Here is a 19,005-nt window from a genome sequence, read left to right on the forward strand (position 1 = left end):
ATAAAAAACCGATCATCAGATCGGTTTTTATGTGTTTATCACGCAACGAAGCATGAACGTTAGCCGTTATAGCCTTTGTTTGAAGTCAGTTTCGCTAAGCCTTTCACCATGCGGAAGATAAACCAAATCCACACAGCAAAAAGCAATAAATAACCGACAAAGAAAGCAATTAACAAAACACCAAGAATGGATAAGCCAAAAAACCACCAAAATGTTGTAATGATATTGCTATAGTGATCAGCAAAGATAGTCCCTTGCGCATCACCTTTTTTTACCATCGCCCAAATTATACCAATAATAGTCAAAAAACCTGTTAACAAACCAACTAGCATCAAGCCATAGGCAATTAATGCGTTTGTTTTTGCAGCTTTATCTTTTTCTGTCATGGTTGGATTAATCACCACTTCTTCTTGCATCTCTGACATGTAAAACTCCTAACGTTGTCAGTTATTCATCCGATCAATATGATGGTGAAAATACTATATAGGTCTTTTTTTACTTGCAACGTAACACCTTGCTATGAAACGAGATACACAATGTTATTCGATGAATATCTAAATTCATTATTTATGGCGCATCAATTCATCAGCATGTTGCCAGCAGGTGAAGCACCACAATATACCGAAGGGCGCGAAGGTTATTACTGGGTAAAAGAAATGACAGGCAACAGTGCTAAAACAGTACTGAAGCTTGATATTCGTGATTTCAGCCAACAGGGCTATCGCGATCGCATGGCATTTTTACAAAACCTTGCCGATAACTGTGCCACATTGTGGGGTGAATCAACCATCTCGATTCAATTAGATAACCGCTACAAGAATGTCGCAAATAGCTTAGAAGGTGAAGCGAGATTCCCTATCGATATAGCCAAAGAAGCATACACACGCAATAACATAGCGATGAACGCGATCCCAATGCGAGGCGGCTATGATGGCGCAGTGTTGTCACAAAAAGGCTTACCTTGCCCTAACCTTTTCACAGGGGCACATAACTTCCATTCTATTTATGAGTATCTGCCGGTTAAGTCGCTACAAGCGGCGAGTTCTGTTGTAACCGAGATAATCAAAATCACCTGCGAGCGATACAGTAAATAAGCTAATAAACTTATTGCTACGCCGTTTAGTAGACTCTGATTAATAAAAAAACCGATCGAATGATCGGTTTTTTATTGAAGATAGAGTGAGCTTATTTTTGGACAGATATGAGCTAAATAACATCGCTAGATACTGAGGATACATAAGAAAGCAAAGATATACATTTAAGCGCATTCAACTTGGTACCATAATCTAAATGCCTTGAATCACCATGTAATATTCCATTTCTATTTGGGGCAATTCCCTTATCTTCAGCGGTAGAGTTATCGATTGTCTTTTGAAACTGAGTGTCCGCAAGAAGTGGTGCTAAGGCAAATCCTAATTCTGGTTTTTCTTCAATTAATGTCTTAATAACTCTATGCCTTTGGTCTTTTTTTGTATAAAGATATTTATTAATTTTTTCAAATAATATACCGTCAGATTGAGTTAATAATAACGGAATACAAGCGATATAGTTTCCACCCCTGAATAAATTAAACGCATTATTTATAATATGGCTTCTATTTGGATGATTTCTTACAATGCTTTTCTCAATATAATCAAGTTCTATAGTAATCTCTTCTGACATGTACTCATCTAATTCATTTTGCCCCTGAAGTACACTGTTTACATAACTAAAATCAATAACATCACAGGGAAACCATCCCATTTCAGCAGATTTTTTATACATTTTACTCTGATGAATATAGGATTCATTCAAAGCTTCTGCCATTTGATAAAAAAGCTCTTTAAGTTCTGCATTTATATCTGAAAAATTCATTAATATACTTTCCTAGTGATTTTAATCATATGCACTGTGAATAATTTAACTCTATAAAATCAACAAAACACTCCCCCTAAAGCCCCACAATCATAATCAATTTAACTCATAAATATCATGAACTTGATCGCATCATTTTGTTTCAAAGTATTTATTTGAAATGTAGAAAGTAAGAAATATTTCAAATAACCCTGATTGACGTAGAATTATATAAACAAAACTAATCCAAAATCACTTTGTAAATACGGGGATTCCATATACGTTGGTTCATAACCGAGTCAACGCAGATCTCGCTGAATCGAAGATGGACAGCAATGTGTTAATTACTTAACTCTATTTGGACTAATAGATATTAGAAATAACTATGAGGGATATTCCTTTTGTTGAGTACTTTAAATTGGCTGTGCAAAAAACATCCTTATTTATTAGTTTTTCTTTTAAGTATTTCAAATTTATATTTTATGTGCAGTGAAGATTTTTGGTTACAAGGTTTAATTTATAAAGTATTTATCCATTTTTCTTTCTTGATTAATAATTTCTGAAATTACCTTATTTATATTGTGTATTCTAGCTATCGCATCAATTTTTAAAAACTCAGTAAATTTTTTATCCTGCTTTGCTCTATTACATTTTATACACAATATAATGGCATTATTGACCAGATATCCATCATTAGTTCTCATTACAAAATTACCACCCTCGTTTTTACTAAATATAAAATGATCTAACTCATAACCATTGTACATATCAAAACAATTAGCGCATTGGCAATTAAAAGCTTTAAGTACTGTTAACGTGTAAAGCTTTTTATATTCATTTTCAATTTTATTTCCCCGCTTGTAATCATTGTCATTAATAACATAGTCAAATCGATTAATAGAAGGTTGTTGTGTTCTTATTTTTTCTAGTATCAATGAATCTTTTAGCTGTTTATTTTCATTATCTTTGCGTAACTTTTCTTCTTTTATTCTTATCGCATTTTGGTGGTTTTTTATACGCTCTGCTTTTGAAGATGCTTTTTTTTCAACTGCTTTTGCTGTGTTTTCTTGCAAATTTATAAAGCGAGAAGTTAAGTTATTGTAGTCAACTTCTTGTTTTATTTTTGTGTCAGTAGAAACAGAAAGATACTGTTGATAACTATATCCTTTCTTCACGCACTCTATTGCTCTCATTTACTCTATCAGGAAAGTTATAACAACATAAACAGGAGTTCTGTTGTGTAAGTTTAGTTTGAGTAACTATACTCGGTTACGTATATAAATCACGGTACCAGATACATTTTCTTACTATAAAGTCTAAAGACTAAAAATTTTATTAAATTTAAAATAGAGAGGTTAGAGGAATTATAAAATTTATCTTAATTTATGTTAATACTATATGAAGAGTATTAGGCCTAACTTATAATGGAACAATTATGAATTAGCTAGTAAGTTAGCAGCAATAAGTAAGCACCTCGCCTCCTCTCCTATAATCACGTATGATTAATTCCTCTCTTTCATCAATGGAATGAACTATGTTACTCGAAGGTATTGAAACCTTATTAGTGTTAGCGGAAGAAGGCACCATGAGCCGTACGGGTAGTCGTTTGTATATCAGCCAATCCGCAGTGAGCAAACGGATAGCCAAGTTAGAGGCAACATTGGGCACTAAGCTGATCATTCCTGCGGGGCGATTAATTAAGCTAACCCCTGACGCCCATGCGCTGATTAACAATGTAGGGCCGAGTTTTAATGAAATTCGAGGGCTGATTTTTGAACATCAGAATTTAGACGATCAAAGCATTATTACGATTGATTGCTCTGAAACCTTAGTCGCGGGTTATTTATCACAAGCGATGGGGCAATATTTCCAGCACGATAAATACATTTCAATTACCACTCACCATACCCCTGTGATTGTCGAAAACGTGCAATCTGGTAAGGCTTCAATTGGCTTTTGTGCGGGACATCTACCTGCAAACTATAGTTTTATTGCCGAGCATTTAATCGATGAGCCTTTTAAGGTGGTATTTAACCAACCCTTAACGGCATTACCGAAAGCGTTAGTGGTGAATGATTTAAAAAACCCAGCCAATTATTCTCAAGCAGCAATATTGCAAAAAGTCGGGATTGCACCATTAATGGAGATGGATTCTTACACTGCCGCAGCACAGTTAGCCTTGGCAGGTATGGCGCCAGCACTTGTGCCCCTGTCGATTGTGAACACACTACAGATTGAAGATACGTTCTGTTTTGATTTTGAAGCGTTATCTGGCTTAACCCGCCCTATTAATCTGATTTATCGTCAAAATAGTTACAAGCTACCTAGGGTCAAAAAACTGGTTAAGACTATCACTGATGTTGTGATCCCAAAAACAATATAACTGATCGCTATCCCGCGAGTAAAAACGCTATTTATTCGCGCTTAACTGCCCTAGCGTGACTTTGTTTTTACCTGTTTTTTTAGATACATATAACGCTTCATCAATACACTTCATCACACTGGTTATTGTAAAATCTGGGGAGGTGAATTCACATAACCCGACAGACGATGTCACTGAAAAGTGAGTATCACCAGAGGTAATACGATGCTGTGACAAGGTGTGAAGAATCCGCGTACAAATTTCTTGGCCATGATGACTGTCGGTATTTTCCATTAACAACACAAACTCTTCACCGCCCCAACGCGCAATGATATCGGTGGAACGTAAGTTCGATAAACAAATGTTGGCAAACGCAACCAGTACATCATCACCAACATCATGCCCATAAGTATCATTAACCTGTTTAAAGTTATCGATATCGAATATCGCAATACTGTAGGTTTGGTTGTTGGTTAATGTTGAAATAGCGTCTAGTTTTTCATTTAACAAGCGCCTGTTGGGTAGATGTGTTAACTCATCGGTATATGACGCTTTTTGCAGCATCATATTCATATCAAGGATAGAGTTCTGGCTCCGTTTCAGGTACATCTCGCGCTTATAGACATAAATGCAGATCAAGCAAGAGAGAAAATAAAGCAAGCACCTTAAATAGAGACTGTTGTCTTGGTAGTTTTTTTGTTGGTTTTGAATAACGAACAACCACTCACCATTCGGCACTTTGACGGTAAATGAGCTATCGGTTTTTTCGCAACTCTTTTCTATGTTATTAAAAATAGTTAATCGATGGCCATCTGGGTTAAAGCCAAGGATTTTATAATAGCTATTATTTAGCGCGAGTTTTTCTCGAAATGTATCAAGGTAACTGATCGCATTTACAAACCCTGTAAACTCTTTTTTTTCATTAAATAAGGGTAAGCGTAGAATAAACGCCAGTTTATCGTTTTGAATAAGCTTAACGGGGCCAATTAGGCTCACACTTCGGTTTTCAATGGAAAGTAATACGCCTTTTTTGCGCTCTTTAATATGGTTAAGATCGTGCCCTATCGCGGTATTTTTTGTCTGGTTAGGATAAATGTCGGTAATAATACCTAAAGGCGCATATTGAAGTTCTGAAATAACATCGTTATCAGCCATTACTTTTTTAGCTATTACATCAAATGCTTTCGTATTTTTACTATTTTGAATATTTAATGAATAACTTAATGCTTTAAGGCTAACAACCATACTATTAATTTGTTCATTAATTTTGGTTGTAATGGTCTGACTGATATTTGCAGTATCTTTGTTGATCAATAAATCATGTTTCTTTTTGTTATTAAAAAAGAACAACTCGATAACAATTAACAGTAATAATAAAGAAAATAATATAGCAAAGCTAGAATGCGTTATTCTCACTTTAAATTTGTTATCCATAATGAATCGCTGCCAGCATTAGAGTTGAAATATCAATCGCTTAATCGCACAAATATACTTCATTTCGAATGAAATTAATATCTTATGTGCAAAAAACAAAACAATTTCTTACAACGCTAGGATTTATTTAGAATCTTAAAGAGTAAAATATTTATTTATTATGATTTAGCCTTTTTTTATTTGTTATTCCTATCATTTTTCTTATCTCTTCTTTTATGTAGCACATATGCCACGCTAAATATATGTATAGTGTGGCATGCATTTTATTTACTAATTTTAGAAACCAATAAATTGAAACCATTGTGGGTGTTGATCCCAAAGCAACTTAATCGCCATAATCATCGACATGATAATAACCATTGGACGAATAAACTTTTGTCCTTTATTAATCACAATGTGCGCTCCTAATCGCGCACCAATAAAACCACCAGCTGCCATAATTAAACCCAGTTTCCAAAGAGGTAGCCCCGCGATAATAAAAAAGATAAGCGCAGCGATATTAGAAGTGAAGTTTAATATTTTGGTTCTTGCTGTTGCCTCAACTAAGCCAAACTTGGCAATCGCAACGAAACAAATGGTAAATAAAGAGCCGGTTCCTGGGCCAAAGAAACCATCATAAAAACCTATGGATGTACCCACAGCAAAAGCAAACATCGCTTCTGATAGTTTTGGATCGCCCTGCGGTTTACCGATATTAGGGCTAAAAAGAAAATACAGTGATACAAATATTAATAAAAGAGGAATAAGACTGGTTAATGTACCTGCATCAATATGTTGAACCAACAACGCGCCAATCGCTGAGCCTGTAAAGGTACAGGCTATAGCTAGGCGCATGTCTTTAAGTTTCACTAATCCATTACGGACAAAATACAGTGAGGCTGAAAAGCTACCAAATGAGCTTTGTAATTTATTGGTAGCAAGTACTTGTGCTGGCGGAATACCCACCGACAATAAGGCAGGAACGGTTAATAACCCACCGCCACCAGCAATGGCATCAATAAAGCCGGCTAATCCTGCGACAAAAAACAGTAGTACGAAGATCTCTAACGTTAATTCCATTGCAACTCACATTGTAAGTTATTCTTTAATATCGTGATATTAACGTTATGAATAAAAATACAATAGAGAAAAACAAGACGACAACCTATTCCAGCTTGGAATAGGTTGCCGATATAGAAAATGATTGCTTAGCGATTACTTTCTGTTACGACACATTTCGGCGGGGAAGGAAAGCTGTACCATGACGTAGCGTTTGAAGGTTTCTTCATAAGGCTGATCGTCTAACGCTTTTTGCATACACAATAGCCATGCATCTTTTTCTGCTAAACCAATATCTAAATGACGGTGTGCGCCCGGTATATTGATCGAACCATACATTTCTGCGTAACGAGAAGGGCCACCCATCCAGCCGACTAAAAATGTGGTGAGTTTCGCTTTAGATTCCGTTAAATCAGGGTGATGCATAGCACGTACTGTAGCAGCAACGGGCAAGGTATCCATATAGTGATAAAAGGCATCCACTAATTGTTTTACACCTTGCTCACCTCCCGCCGCTTGTAAGGTGCTGTCTCCCACCCCATATACGGGCGCTTTGGCTTTCTTTACACCTGAAAACTCATCTTGCTCTGGGTATTCTGAACTATCCAATCTCGACTCACTGTCTTTTACTGCTTTTATTTATTTTATTATATCTAAAAAAAATAAAGAGCCCTGTTACTGGCTCTTTATTGTTTGCTTGATGTCACAGCAATGGTTGATTTACTGCTGCTGTTATTAAGCCTTAAGTCACATAAATAGGCCCACTGAATGACGTCACAGGTGGCACTTCGCCAGTGAATTTTTCAATATCAACAACAACGGTATTGGCACTGGTTGCTTGCGCTAACTGTGAGGTTGGAATATCAATGGTAACGGTATTAGGATCGCCATAAGTATCAATCGCACCAATGTCGTTATTCAACGGCCCAAACCATGCCCCTTCGTAAATTCTTATTACGCCTGTTGGGTAATCTTCCGATAATACCGCCCCTGCTAATAATTGCCCGCGATCATTAAAGACTCGAACAATATCACCGTCTTTAATGCCTTTTTTCTTAGCATCATCGGGATTAATATAAACGGGCTCATGATCTTTTACTGCATAGGTATTACGGTATTTTTCCGAATCACACATTTGTGAGTGTAAACGTTTATTGGGATGGCAAGATTGCAGCCAAAATGGAAATTGCTTCGATTTCGGCCCACCATGTGAACGCTCTTCTTTTTCAAACCACATTGGGTGGCCTTGGCAATGTTCATAGTTATAGCGCGCTATTTTTCGACTATAAATTTCAATGAACCCTGACGGTGTACCCAGTGAATTGATTTCAGGATCTTTTCTGAACGCTTCGTGGCTTACGTAGGTTTGGTCGGTTTTAAATTCGACGATGCCATTTTTCCAAAATTCGTTAAATTCTGGCATTGGGTTACTATTTTTGTTTGCCTCACGACAATCATTATACAGCTGATGTATCCACTGCATTTCTGTCATGCCGCGAGTATATTGCTTACTTTTCCCAAATCGTTCGGTGAGTTCGGTGAAGATCTGAAAATCTGTTTTTGATTGGTATAAGGGATCAATCAATTTATGCATCGCCAATACACCAGAGGTAGAATACGTGCCGTATTGGTCGAGATCATTACGTTCAAACTGCGTACATGCCGGTAATACGATATCAGAGAAACGACACGTTGGCGTCCATGTGTAATCAATATTGACGACGGTTTGTAGCTTTCTAAACGCTTCTTTCATTCGGTTACGTTGTTGATGGTGATTCCATGGATTACAGCCACTAAACACCATCATTTTAATATCGGGTAATACGACGTTACCGCCGTTAAATTTGATCTTTTTCCCCGGTTCCATAATCGAATCAATCCAACGAGCAACAGGAATAACTGAACTATAACCTTTGAAATCATTGTTATTCCAAACTGGCACTTGCCCTTCATCGACATTTCGTGGAAAACCACCTGGCCCTGCTGCGGTACTAAATGGCAGCCCAACACCACTATAGAAATGAGAATAAGACACCCCACCACCGGGTAAGCCTATTTGCCCAAGCATGGATGCCAACACGGCTCCCATCCAATACGGCTGTTCACCATGTTGCTGGCGCTGTACTGCCCAGCCAAACATTATCATGGTGCGATCTTTCACTAATCGACGAGCAAATTTACGAATGTCGTCGGCTTTAACACCACAAATTTTTTCTGCCCATTCTGGGGTTTTCTCGATTTTATCTTTGCCGGTACCAAGTAAGTACGGCAAAAATTCGTTAAACCCTAAGGTATACGTTTCTAAAAATTGTTTATCGTAAAGGTTCTCTTTGTATAAGGTATGGGCAATACCTAACATGAAAGGAACATCGGTTTGGGGGTTCACGTATTGGTGTTCACAACCGAAATATTTTTGGCTTTTCGACACCACAGGATCGACGGATATCATGGTGATCTCGCCCTTCGCGACTTTGTCTTTTAATTGGGCGTAATAACCATAAGAGCCGTGCGTTTCACACTGCCAACCAATCTGGCTATTTTTGATCGGATCGTTAGACCACCAAATTAAGGTTTTGGTATCTTTTAAAATGGTTGTCCATGTGGTTGCTTGGGCATAAACCTCAGTTGAACCTAACACGTAAGGCAAAATAACTTGTCCTGCCCCTGTGGAATAATCCCCCACTTTTTTAATGAAGTTACCATGCATCCCCACCGCACGTTGCATGTGTGAGGTACAGCTTTGGAACTGTCCGGTTTCACGCCAGCCTGTTTGCCCCGCATGCAGTGCCCAAGGACCATAATCTTTTTGGATACGTTGTAATTCTTGGTAGAAGAGATCTAACGCTTCATCCCACGTTACTCGAATAAAGCGATTGTTACCTCGTGTTTCACCACTGTATTTGTTTTTCTTAAGCCAGTCTAACCGCACCATGGGATAACGAATTCTTGAAGGACTATAAATTAACCCTTTAATCCCGTTTAGCATATCAGTTGGATGCTTATCTAATTCAAAGGGTTTAATTTCTGCAACTTGACCGTTATAAATACGCGCTCTGAATGCTCCCCAGTGTGAACCTGTCACTTTCCAAATACCGGGCGGCTCTGTTGATTTTGTGACTTCTTCAGCAGCTTTAGCCGCTTGCATCAGCAATCCAGGACCAATAACAGAAGCGGCACTCGTAGTTGCTAAGCCTTGCAAAAATTTACGTCTACTCAGTGACATAAAAAAATTCCTCACGATTAAAACGTAAAAAGGCTGCTGAACATAATGTATGTTTAGCAACCTTTAGTTTGATTAATGTTCAGCTTTAGAAAAGTCTGACGAATGGTTTTGTAAATATTTCAAAACAATAGCTTCGCTATCTGTATCAAAATTCACAAATGCAAGCATACCGTTAAACATGCCAGGCCAAGTATTTGCGTCAAAATGGTTTTCTGCTGGCTGGGTATGACATACGCTACAGTTGGTGTTGTAGGCCGATTTTGCGGCACTCCAAATAGTACTGACATCACTAACAAAGTTCTTTTTCTCAACCCATAATGTTGCGGTTACTTGTTGCCATTCTAGGCCTGTGACGTCATCTTCTTTTTTCTCGAAACCTTTTACAATATCCGCACTTTGCGCAGCATTTTTACTTAAGGCGGCTGTCGGTATATTCATTCCGAAATCTTGATTAATCACCCGACCAAAACCTTTTACTTTTCGCCAACCGTTCAGTTCAATTTGCAGCATGTCGTCTTTAATGGCCAACACTTTCACTGCCGATGCAGGCTCTAAAGAACCCCCGTCTTTCGTTTTGGCTTCATCTTCATAAAGAGGCAAAAATTGCACGCTGTAGTAGGTATCACCGTCTGAGTAATCGGTACTATGTGATGCCGCAGTCAATTCAGAGACAATCCCACCAGACGAGGCCATATCCGCTGGTAAGTGATGGGCTATACCTTTGTGGCAGTCTATACAACTTTGATCTTTAACCGCAGCTTGTTTCATTTGTGCCTGCGCCCGAGGTGACATTTCATCCCATTTCATGCTGGCATAACTGTGGCAACTCTTACATTCTAGCGAACCGTTCGCTGCAAACCGTTTCCATTCGTGTTGGGCTAATTCCAGCCTTTTTGCCTCAAACTTTGCAGGTGTATCAATGGAGCCAACAATGGCGCCAAAGACTTCTTTACTCGCCTGCATTTTTCGAGCGATTTTATCCGACCAATTATGCGGAACATGGCAATCAGGACAGGTTGCCCTAACCCCTGAATTATTCGACCAATGAACGGTGCCTTTTAATTCAGGATATACGGTGTCTCTCATCGAATGACAACTGATACAAAATTTTTCTGTGTTGGTCATATCAAGGGCAGTATTAAATCCCCCCCAAAATATAACCCCCGCGATAAAACCACCTAATGCGAGTACGCCAAGGCTTATTTTTGTTGCTGGGCGCCACAGGGTTACCCAAGCTTTTTTTAAGGACGACTTCATTATTTACCTACCGTTTTTTATTCAATATTGACGTGTGCCTAACCATGACCCGGAGGCCCAAGGAAAAACACTTGCATCGCCCAAATAAAAAAACCATACCCGCCCACAAAAATGACAGATAAAATAGGAAACAGTAAAACAATGATAAAGAGAAATGTTCGCCATTCATAACGGCCTCTCTCTTGATCATCCATTTCTTCACTTAACATTATTGCTCTCTCACTTATTAGTAAGCCTTATTATTCTTAATAGGCTTTTCCAGTGCTTAAAGTGAATTATAGACAATGCTTTTACATTTAATTTTCAAGCTTGTTAAAAAGCCAATTCGATCACATTTTTTTCTTATCTTTTACAACCTTATTTTTTATCTAACCTTTTGTTTTAGATATAAAAAAAGGCCAGCACTTCTGCTGACCTTTTTTGCGATATTTAACGAAAAGTTAGTCTATCGTGTCGATATCTAAGACTGTTTGGATTGGTTTTTCATGTTTCGTTGTATTACCAAAGCCACGTAAACCTACCACGTGTACGTGTTCACGATCTTTGAAAATCTTACGTACTAGTTTGTAGGTTGTCCCCTTTTCAGGACTGATATTTTCCGGTGCCGCAATCAGTAACTGCATGTCTAAGCGTTCACATAACTCAAACAATGTTGCGATTGATTTACCATCAAGTCGTGCCGCTTCATCCAAGAACAAGAGTCGACAAGGAATGATATCTTTACCACGTAAACGTCGCGATTCTTCTTCCCAGCTCTGAACAACCATTAACAGAATTGCTTGACCTGTACCAATCGCTTCACCCGTAGATAGCGCGCCTGATTCCGCTTGTAGCCAGCCGTCTGTACCACGGTTAACTTCAATGCTTAACTCTAGGTAATTACGGTAATCTAACAGCTCTTCACCCAAGATTTGCGGTGAACGTTGACCCATATCGATATGTGGATTCAAACGTTGGAACAACTTCGCAATCGCTTCCGAGAATGATAAACGGTTATTACCGAATAGATCGCTATGCTGATCTTTATTCTCAACAAGTCCTGCAAGTAATGATTCGTGCGTATCACGTACTTTAACGTTTAGGCGCACACCATTTACCTGACCAAAGCCAATACTTTGCAAGCCTTGGTTTAGCATACGAATACGGTTTTGCTCACGCTGGATTGTTTTACGAATAATATTCGCAACGGAATCTGAACTGATCGCTAAACGTTGTTCACGCGCCGTTAGCTCTTCGGTTAAACGTCCCAGCTCTGCTTCCATTTCTTCGATAGCTTCTACTGGATCGTCAGTACGAATAATATCGTGACGAATACGCTCACGTAGATGCTGGTAAACCGCGATGTAGAACAGAACTTTACGTTCAGGACGCGTCACATCTTCTGACGCGCGTAATGCATCACGTAAATCTTCGTTATCCGCAACCGCAAGACGCAGTGAACCGAGCGCTTTATCCGATAGTGAACGTAGTTCATCTGCCGACATATATGCCATTTCACGACGGTGTAAACGACGTTCAACATCGCTTTCACGTGCTAAACGTAATACCGCGCACCAACCCGCTTTCGCGTTAACCACTAACTTACGGAAGTCTTGGTAATCTTTACCTACTTTACGTAAACGCTTCACTAACGACTTCATTTCAAGTTCGATAGAGGTGGTTGATTTTTCTAACTGGCTACGGCGACTACGTGAACTGTGTAAACGCTCATTGAGTTCATCACGACGAATACGCGCGCGTTCTTCTGCTTCAACATCTGCACGTACACCTAGCTCTTGCAGTTCACGTTCAAATTCTTGAACGGTTTCCATTTTCGCTTGGTGCGAGCTCTTCAATGATGCCATTAGCTGGTTGTACTGGTTTGCTTGTGCGCGCGCTTGTTTTAAGCTTTCACGGCTGCGACCACGGGCTTGTTCTGCGGTTGCAAGTTTCGCTTTAAGCTGCTCGTTTAACTCTGAGCTCTTGCTTAGTAGCTCTACCGCATCGGCATAGCTAAAGTAGTGACGGCGTTCGGCCAAATCAGCAACCGCAAAGATCAGGGTTTTGAGCTCTTGTAGCTTCTTATCTGCCGCTTCGTAATCAGCTTGTAGCGCATCGAATTGCTCGGGATCAGCGTCCAGCGAAGACACTAATGTTTCAAGCTCGGCTAACGCTTTACCATGACGGTCAAGGTAGTTACGTGCTTCATCCATTTGTGAAAGTTGTTGTTCAACTTCTTCAAAACGTGCGCTTAGGGTGTCATCTTCAAGCAGTGTTACTACTGGGTTTAATTTACCCAATAATGCAAGACCTTCACGTGCTGCCGCTAACTGGCTACGCTGTTGTTGTTCTTGCGCTTGTGATTCTGATAACTGACGTGCAATTTGGTTACGTTGATCACGTGCTTGCTTTAATTCTACTTCTGGATCTGGGTTAAATGCCACAGACATGTGGGTGGCTACAAAGCTATTGAAGCTTTGGTACAAACGCTGAAGTTTTTGCGAATCAAACGATGCTTTTGCGTGATCTTCTACAACTTGATCTTTCTCATCACGTAAGAACTCTAAACGTTGTTCACGTGCTGCACGACCAAATAGTGGCATTTCAGGGAAACGTGAGTAACGCAGTTGGCGATCGTTTAAATGAACACATACTGCATCTTCGAGTTCATCAACATCAAAGCCACTGTCATCAAATGAATCCGCGTCACCTTCGATGATGTAAAGATCATCTGGACAATCATCTAGTGTGACTAATTTTTCTTTAATGCCGCTAAGATCAGGAACAATAATCGCGTGTCGAGCAGGGCCGTACATCGCACTGAAATATGGTGCATCATCAATAGTGATATCATCATAAACTTCAGATAACAGCGTACCGCCAAGGGTATCGGCTAGGCCACGTAAACGTGAGTCATCACTACCGCCAGGCTGTGCTAAACGCTCAATATCAGCATCAAGTTGCTTCTTACGTGCGGCTAATTCATCACGTTGACGCGAAGCTTCACGCTCGTTATCCAACGTTAGCTGCATTGCATCCATCACCGCTTGGCTACTTGAAAGATCAGCATTGGCTTGCTCTGCTAATTTTTCAAGCGCATCAGAAGCTGCAATCCATGTTGGAGCTTGCGATTCTAATGTCGCGATACGAGAGACTAAACGTTGCTCGTCATGGCGCATGTCGTTGCGTTGCTCAACCAGCGTTGCTTGATCTTGCTCTAGGCTTTCAAGCGTTGCTTCATGGCGCGCTTGTTCTTCAACTAACGCTAATTCGCTATCTAATGTGGTGGCGAATTTCTTGGTATACGTTTCAGCTAATTCAACCGCTTGGCGTTGACTACGCACGCTACGCTCTAAATCACGGTATTGCGCTTTTAGCTGCTCACCACGATCTGAAATCGCACGTAGTTGACGACCATGATCAATCAATTCACGGGCTTTGTTACTTGCGTTTGCGCGATCAACGGCACCGGCAATGGTGGTAATGATCGCTAAGCCTTTATCAAACTGTTGCGCCGCCGCTGACGACATATCCAGTTTGTGTTTAAGGGCTAATAATGCTGTTGTTTGGGTATCTTGCTGTTGTTTAAGTTGCGCAAGATACGGTGGCGCTTGATCAGGTAGCATTTGATGATCGCCAGACAAATCACGTGCTTTTTCTAATGCCTGTACCGCTTGTTGGTACTGCAATGCACGGGTTTGCTGCATATCTAATGCTTGCTGGTAATCGGCTAACTGGGTTTTTAAGCTATCAACTTCTTCTTCCGTTAGCTGTGATTGTTCTTCGGCAATCGCAAGTTGCTCTGCCGCTTCTTCAACCACCATGACCTGCTCTTCAAGACGCTCTGTTAGCTCTTCAAGATCTTCTTTGTAACGCTCGATTTTCTCAGCTTGACGGACTGCGGTTTGTACTAGCTGTAGGTGATCTGATGCAGCTTGATGATCTTGCTCTAACGCGCCTTCTTGCTCGGTCAATTCATTCAGCTCTGCGGTCATGTTATTAAACGTAGACTGCTGATCGATTAAGGTTTGACGTGAGCCCATTAGCTCACCACGTAAGCTTAATGTTTGCTCTAGCTTCTTCTGACGCTCGTTAGCATGACGCATATAATCGGCAGCAACATAGTTCGTTGCTTCAGAGATCAAATGCTTAAACAAGTCACGGTCACGCTGAGTCAGTTTGATCGCTTCTAATGTCGAACGGTTTTCACGCAGTGCTGCTTCCATATCTTGGAAGGCTTTTTTAACACCGGTGTTGTGCGGTAATAGGTAATCACGTAATGAACGTGTGATCGCACTTGAAATACCACCGTATAGTGATGCTTCAATTAAGCGGTAGAACTTAGAACGATCTTGGCTGTTACGTAATTTCTTCGGTAACACGCCCATTTCAAACATTTGAACGTGGTAATCAGTTACCGAGTTAAATGCTTTAAATTGCACGCCTTCATATTGTGCAACAATGTCTTTAACATCATTAAGCTGGCGAACACGCGCTTGGTTTTCTGATAGTGTTTCAATTAACACATCAGTGGGTTTGATGTTTGAAGGCAAGCCTTGAATTAAGAAAGGCTTAATATCAACTTTCTTATCACGACCCGCGACTTGCTGTAATTTTACAGCAAAGATAATGCGTTGCTTTTTCGAGTTAACCACATCAAGCGCAGCATAACAGGCACCCGGCTTCAGTTTACCGTGAAGACCTTTATCGCGTGAGGCATTTGAACTTCCCGCTTCCGTTGTATTTCGGAAGTGAAGCAGGCTTTGATCAGGAATGAGTGTGGTAATGAAAGCAGCCATGGTTGTTGACTTACCCGCACCGTTACCACCTGAAAGCGTTGTCACCAAATTATCAATGTCAAAGGTACGTGCAAAGAAGCCGTTCCAGTTGACCATGGTGAGCGATTGATACTTACCGCGTTCCATTAAATACTACTCTCCTGTTCCACTTGTTGTGCATCTGCATTTTCAAGTGATTCTTGACTGTCTTGTTCGATATCGTCGAGCAAACTTGATTGGCTTGGTTCTTGATGATGCACAACGGCTTCACCGTCACGGATCAAGCGTAGCTGCGCTTCACGCATATCATCACCTGTTCGTACATCGGCACCAAAACGGAATACCGCTTCACTAATACGGAATTTACCGTGATCACCAATTGGAATTAACATCCCTATACGGCGTAAACGACGCAATGATGTTTTCACTTTATCGAACAGTTTTTCACGATCAAGATCGGAACCTGTTGCGCGGTTAGTCACTAATTTCATTAGCTTTTGTTCATCTGCTAATGTCACTAACTCATCAAACAACTCTTGGTTAGTAAAAATACCTTCGTGCGCTAAACGCTCTGGGCTTAGGTAAAGGAAACACAACACTTTACCCACCAGCATGTCGATTTCTGATAATACAGAACGACCAATCAATGAGGTTGAACGTGGACGAAGGTATAAAAAGCCTTCTGGCGCACGGACTAATTCTGCATTGTAACGCTTGTAAAACATGCCGAGTTCTTGTTCAAATTCGATCAAAAAGGCATGGTTATCTAAATCTTCACTAGAAATATGGCGACCTGAACGGAGCGCGTTATCCAGTGCGGGGAAAAGTGGATTAGCAATCGCTTTTGCTAAATTTTCCGGCATGAATTCTTCAATATTTGTCAATGACATGAGCTTGTACCTTGGCTCCGTATTCGTTAATTGCTTCCCAATCCGGCTGAATTGCATTGAAGTCAGCCTCTGAGTATCCCATTCTTACTGCTTGATCAATCACGATTCTTGCCAAATCAAAATGCTGGGCAAATGGGTGTTGAGCCAAATAATCTTTGAGCAGTGAGCTTAGGTTGATGGGTGCGCCTGTCGATTTGTGCGCTTTTAGCATTGCTGCAACTTTTTCTGCCAATATATCATTAACTAAGTCGAGCTCTTCAAATTCCATCTCAGCGGGAACAATACCTGTTACTTCATCGTCACGAAGCACTAATGCTTCATCACGCATGTCTAATAAACGTTCAGCATCTGCATAGGTCAATAACCATGGCGCATCAAAATAATCAGTAACCGACTGGCGTAAACGCTGACTAAATGCACGGTTCTTGTCCATGTCTATCGCGGTACGAATAAACTTATGGACATGGCGATCGTAGCCAATCCATAAATCAATCGCTTGCTGACCCCAACTGATAATGCGATCCAGTTTTGCTTGTAGGATATACACCATCCCATCAACATAATCTAAATCATCACGACCTTGTGTGGATTCTTGAATCGTCAGTAACTGCGTTTGTAGCTGATCGCCTGCCGCTTGTAGTGTGTCTTGAAGCTCTTTTAACGTCGCAGACGTTTCATCAAGTAACTGCTCACAACTACTGATTGCCGCGCGCCAGTCTTGGTTTAGCAATTCAGCAATATCGACTTTGACTTGCTGCTGTTGCTCATCCATGGTGCGCTGGTTTAAATCGATGCGATCGAATATTTCAGCTACTGAGTATTTCAATACGGCATGAACATTTTGACGCCAGTGTTTTTCATCACCGTCTTCTTGTGCCGCCGTTGCTGCTTTATTGATTTCGTCTGCCACCATTGCTAACTGGATAGATAGCTTGAGTGTTGAAAACTCTCGTTGGCGAACGTAATAATCAGTAATGCCTAACGCTAATGGGCTTAAACGATAAATACTAGCGCCATCAGTTACTTCACTAGTAAAGCGTGAAATTAATCGCTGTCTTACCAATTCATTAATGGCGTTGTTGGCGCGAAATGCCAGGGTTTCTTTGGATTGGCCGAACATATCACTTACGATGCGAAATGCGTCAACCAGTTCTCCTTCCCCTAATTCTTCATCAAAGCGATCACCGCTTAAAACGGCAATGGCTAACAAGAACGCCAGCCGTTCCGTTGGTAGGTTTAAAGCAAAATCGTTTTGCTTTACCCAGTTAACCAACTCGGGAACCGTCTGGGTAACTTCACTCATCCCTTGTCCTTATTGCTGTTATTAGAGTTTGTCGTTGTTGTGTGCGTTTCTTTCGCAAAAGGCTTACGGGCATACACATGAATATAACGCCCCAACGACAAAAACGGCTCTTGACGGCAAAGCTTCTGCTCCATCTCAAGAACCTGTTCAAAACTGTAGTCACCTACACGGAAAGTTTGCATATAATCATGGAAGGTTCTCACCCCTGTTTTACCCATGATTTCAAACCCTGCATCGGTTAGGCACTGATAAACATCTTCTGGTTTTATCCCTTGCTGCGGCTGTAATTTAAAGCGCTTGCGATGTGGCATTCCTTGCTCAATATGAGTCAAGTTACCGCAAATTAAGTTTTTAAACAGTAGACCGTTATAGTTATAAAACATCACGGAAATGGCACCGCCTGGTTTCACATTGTCTAATAGACCAGTAAGTACCTCGATTGGTTCAGCTAACCATTCCATTACTGCATGAAATAAAATTAAATCGACAGGTTCAGATATGAACTCATCAATTTCCTGCACAGGACAATGCACAAAACGATATTGCTCAAGCAAACCGTTTTTAGCAATTTCTTGTTGAGCTAATGTCAACATTTCGCTAGAAAGATCACATAACGTTACTTGATGTCCAAGTGATGCAATTTTTTGTGACAATTGTCCAATACCTCCCCCTGCATCTAATACAGTAAGAGGTGATACACTGCTAAGCGAGGTAAGAATTTGTTCAATATCTTGCCATACGACAGTTTGTCGTATTTGCCCTTTTGCTGTGCCATATATGTTTTCAGCGAACTTTTGCGCTAAATCATCAAAATTTCGGTCTTTGATCACGGCTGCTTTACGTTATGATAGCGAATCTAAAAAGTGACTCATTTTCTCACAAGCAGTAAAGGAATAAAGGCTTGTGAT

At 40.3% G+C, this 19,005-nt stretch carries 14 protein-coding genes and 1 pseudogene; 2 read left to right on the forward strand and 13 right to left on the reverse strand.

The window, feature by feature from the left end; translation table 11 throughout:
• Positions 1-59 precede the first annotated feature (59 nt).
• A complete protein-coding gene (locus C9J40_RS00925; RefSeq protein ID WP_107205773.1) occupies positions 60-425 on the reverse strand; it encodes a hypothetical protein in 366 nt (121 codons plus the stop codon).
• A 132-nt stretch (positions 426-557) separates the two neighbouring features.
• On the opposite strand from C9J40_RS00925, the pseudogene C9J40_RS00930 reads away from it, so the two are divergent.
• A pseudogene (locus tag C9J40_RS00930) lies at positions 558-1,094 on the forward strand (peptidase T); the annotation flags it as partial.
• A gap of 112 nt (positions 1,095-1,206) precedes the next feature.
• Here C9J40_RS00930 and C9J40_RS00935 read toward each other — a convergent pair.
• Positions 1,207-1,854, reverse strand: a complete 648-nt coding sequence (locus C9J40_RS00935) for a hypothetical protein (RefSeq protein ID WP_107205772.1) — start codon at positions 1,852-1,854, stop codon at positions 1,207-1,209.
• Between the two features lie 491 nt (positions 1,855-2,345).
• Positions 2,346-3,008, reverse strand: a complete 663-nt coding sequence (locus C9J40_RS00940; protein ID WP_146144952.1) for a hypothetical protein — start codon at positions 3,006-3,008, stop codon at positions 2,346-2,348.
• Positions 3,009-3,367: 359 nt separating this feature from the next.
• On the opposite strand from C9J40_RS00940, the gene C9J40_RS00945 reads away from it, so the two are divergent.
• Positions 3,368-4,216, forward strand: a complete 849-nt coding sequence (locus tag C9J40_RS00945) for a LysR family transcriptional regulator (protein WP_107245421.1) — start codon at positions 3,368-3,370, stop codon at positions 4,214-4,216.
• A 27-nt stretch (positions 4,217-4,243) separates the two neighbouring features.
• On the opposite strand, the gene C9J40_RS00950 is transcribed toward C9J40_RS00945, so the two are convergent.
• The 10 genes from C9J40_RS00950 to cmoM form a co-directional block, all read right to left on the reverse strand.
• Positions 4,244-5,629: a sensor domain-containing diguanylate cyclase gene (locus tag C9J40_RS00950; protein ID WP_107245423.1), complete on the reverse strand. Its 1,386-nt coding sequence runs from the start codon at positions 5,627-5,629 to the stop codon at positions 4,244-4,246.
• A gap of 276 nt (positions 5,630-5,905) precedes the next feature.
• Positions 5,906-6,688, reverse strand: coding sequence for a TSUP family transporter (locus C9J40_RS00955; protein ID WP_107205768.1), 783 nt, complete (start codon positions 6,686-6,688; stop codon positions 5,906-5,908).
• Positions 6,689-6,823: 135 nt separating this feature from the next.
• Positions 6,824-7,276 (reverse strand): group II truncated hemoglobin, encoded by a 453-nt coding sequence (locus tag C9J40_RS00960; RefSeq protein ID WP_107245424.1) that lies wholly within the window; start codon positions 7,274-7,276, stop codon positions 6,824-6,826.
• A 133-nt stretch (positions 7,277-7,409) separates the two neighbouring features.
• Entirely contained in the window at positions 7,410-9,890 is a 2,481-nt protein-coding gene (torA, locus tag C9J40_RS00965; protein ID WP_107205766.1) for a trimethylamine-N-oxide reductase TorA, read from the reverse strand.
• 72 nt (positions 9,891-9,962) lie between these two features.
• The gene (torC, locus tag C9J40_RS00970) at positions 9,963-11,147 is read right to left on the reverse strand and encodes a pentaheme c-type cytochrome TorC (RefSeq protein ID WP_107205765.1); all 1,185 of its coding nucleotides are present in this window, start codon (positions 11,145-11,147) and stop codon (positions 9,963-9,965) included.
• Between the two features lie 38 nt (positions 11,148-11,185).
• Positions 11,186-11,356, reverse strand: a complete 171-nt coding sequence (locus tag C9J40_RS00975; protein WP_107245426.1) for a periplasmic nitrate reductase, NapE protein — start codon at positions 11,354-11,356, stop codon at positions 11,186-11,188.
• Between the two features lie 231 nt (positions 11,357-11,587).
• A complete protein-coding gene (gene mukB / locus C9J40_RS00980; RefSeq protein ID WP_107245427.1) occupies positions 11,588-16,051 on the reverse strand; it encodes a chromosome partition protein MukB in 4,464 nt (1,487 codons plus the stop codon).
• The gene (gene mukE, locus C9J40_RS00985; protein WP_005367158.1) at positions 16,051-16,794 is read right to left on the reverse strand and encodes a chromosome partition protein MukE; all 744 of its coding nucleotides are present in this window, start codon (positions 16,792-16,794) and stop codon (positions 16,051-16,053) included. Before mukE ends, mukB begins: the two co-directional genes overlap by 1 nt.
• Positions 16,775-18,097 (reverse strand): chromosome partition protein MukF, encoded by a 1,323-nt coding sequence (gene mukF / locus C9J40_RS00990; RefSeq protein ID WP_107245429.1) that lies wholly within the window; start codon positions 18,095-18,097, stop codon positions 16,775-16,777. Before mukF ends, mukE begins: the two co-directional genes overlap by 20 nt.
• Positions 18,094-18,927: a tRNA uridine 5-oxyacetic acid(34) methyltransferase CmoM gene (gene cmoM, locus C9J40_RS00995; protein WP_107205761.1), complete on the reverse strand. Its 834-nt coding sequence runs from the start codon at positions 18,925-18,927 to the stop codon at positions 18,094-18,096. Before cmoM ends, mukF begins: the two co-directional genes overlap by 4 nt.
• Positions 18,928-19,005 lie beyond the last annotated feature (78 nt).

Origin of the sequence: Photobacterium sp. GB-72 (genome assembly GCF_003026095.1) — a bacterium.
Taxonomy (GTDB): domain Bacteria; phylum Pseudomonadota; class Gammaproteobacteria; order Enterobacterales; family Vibrionaceae; genus Photobacterium.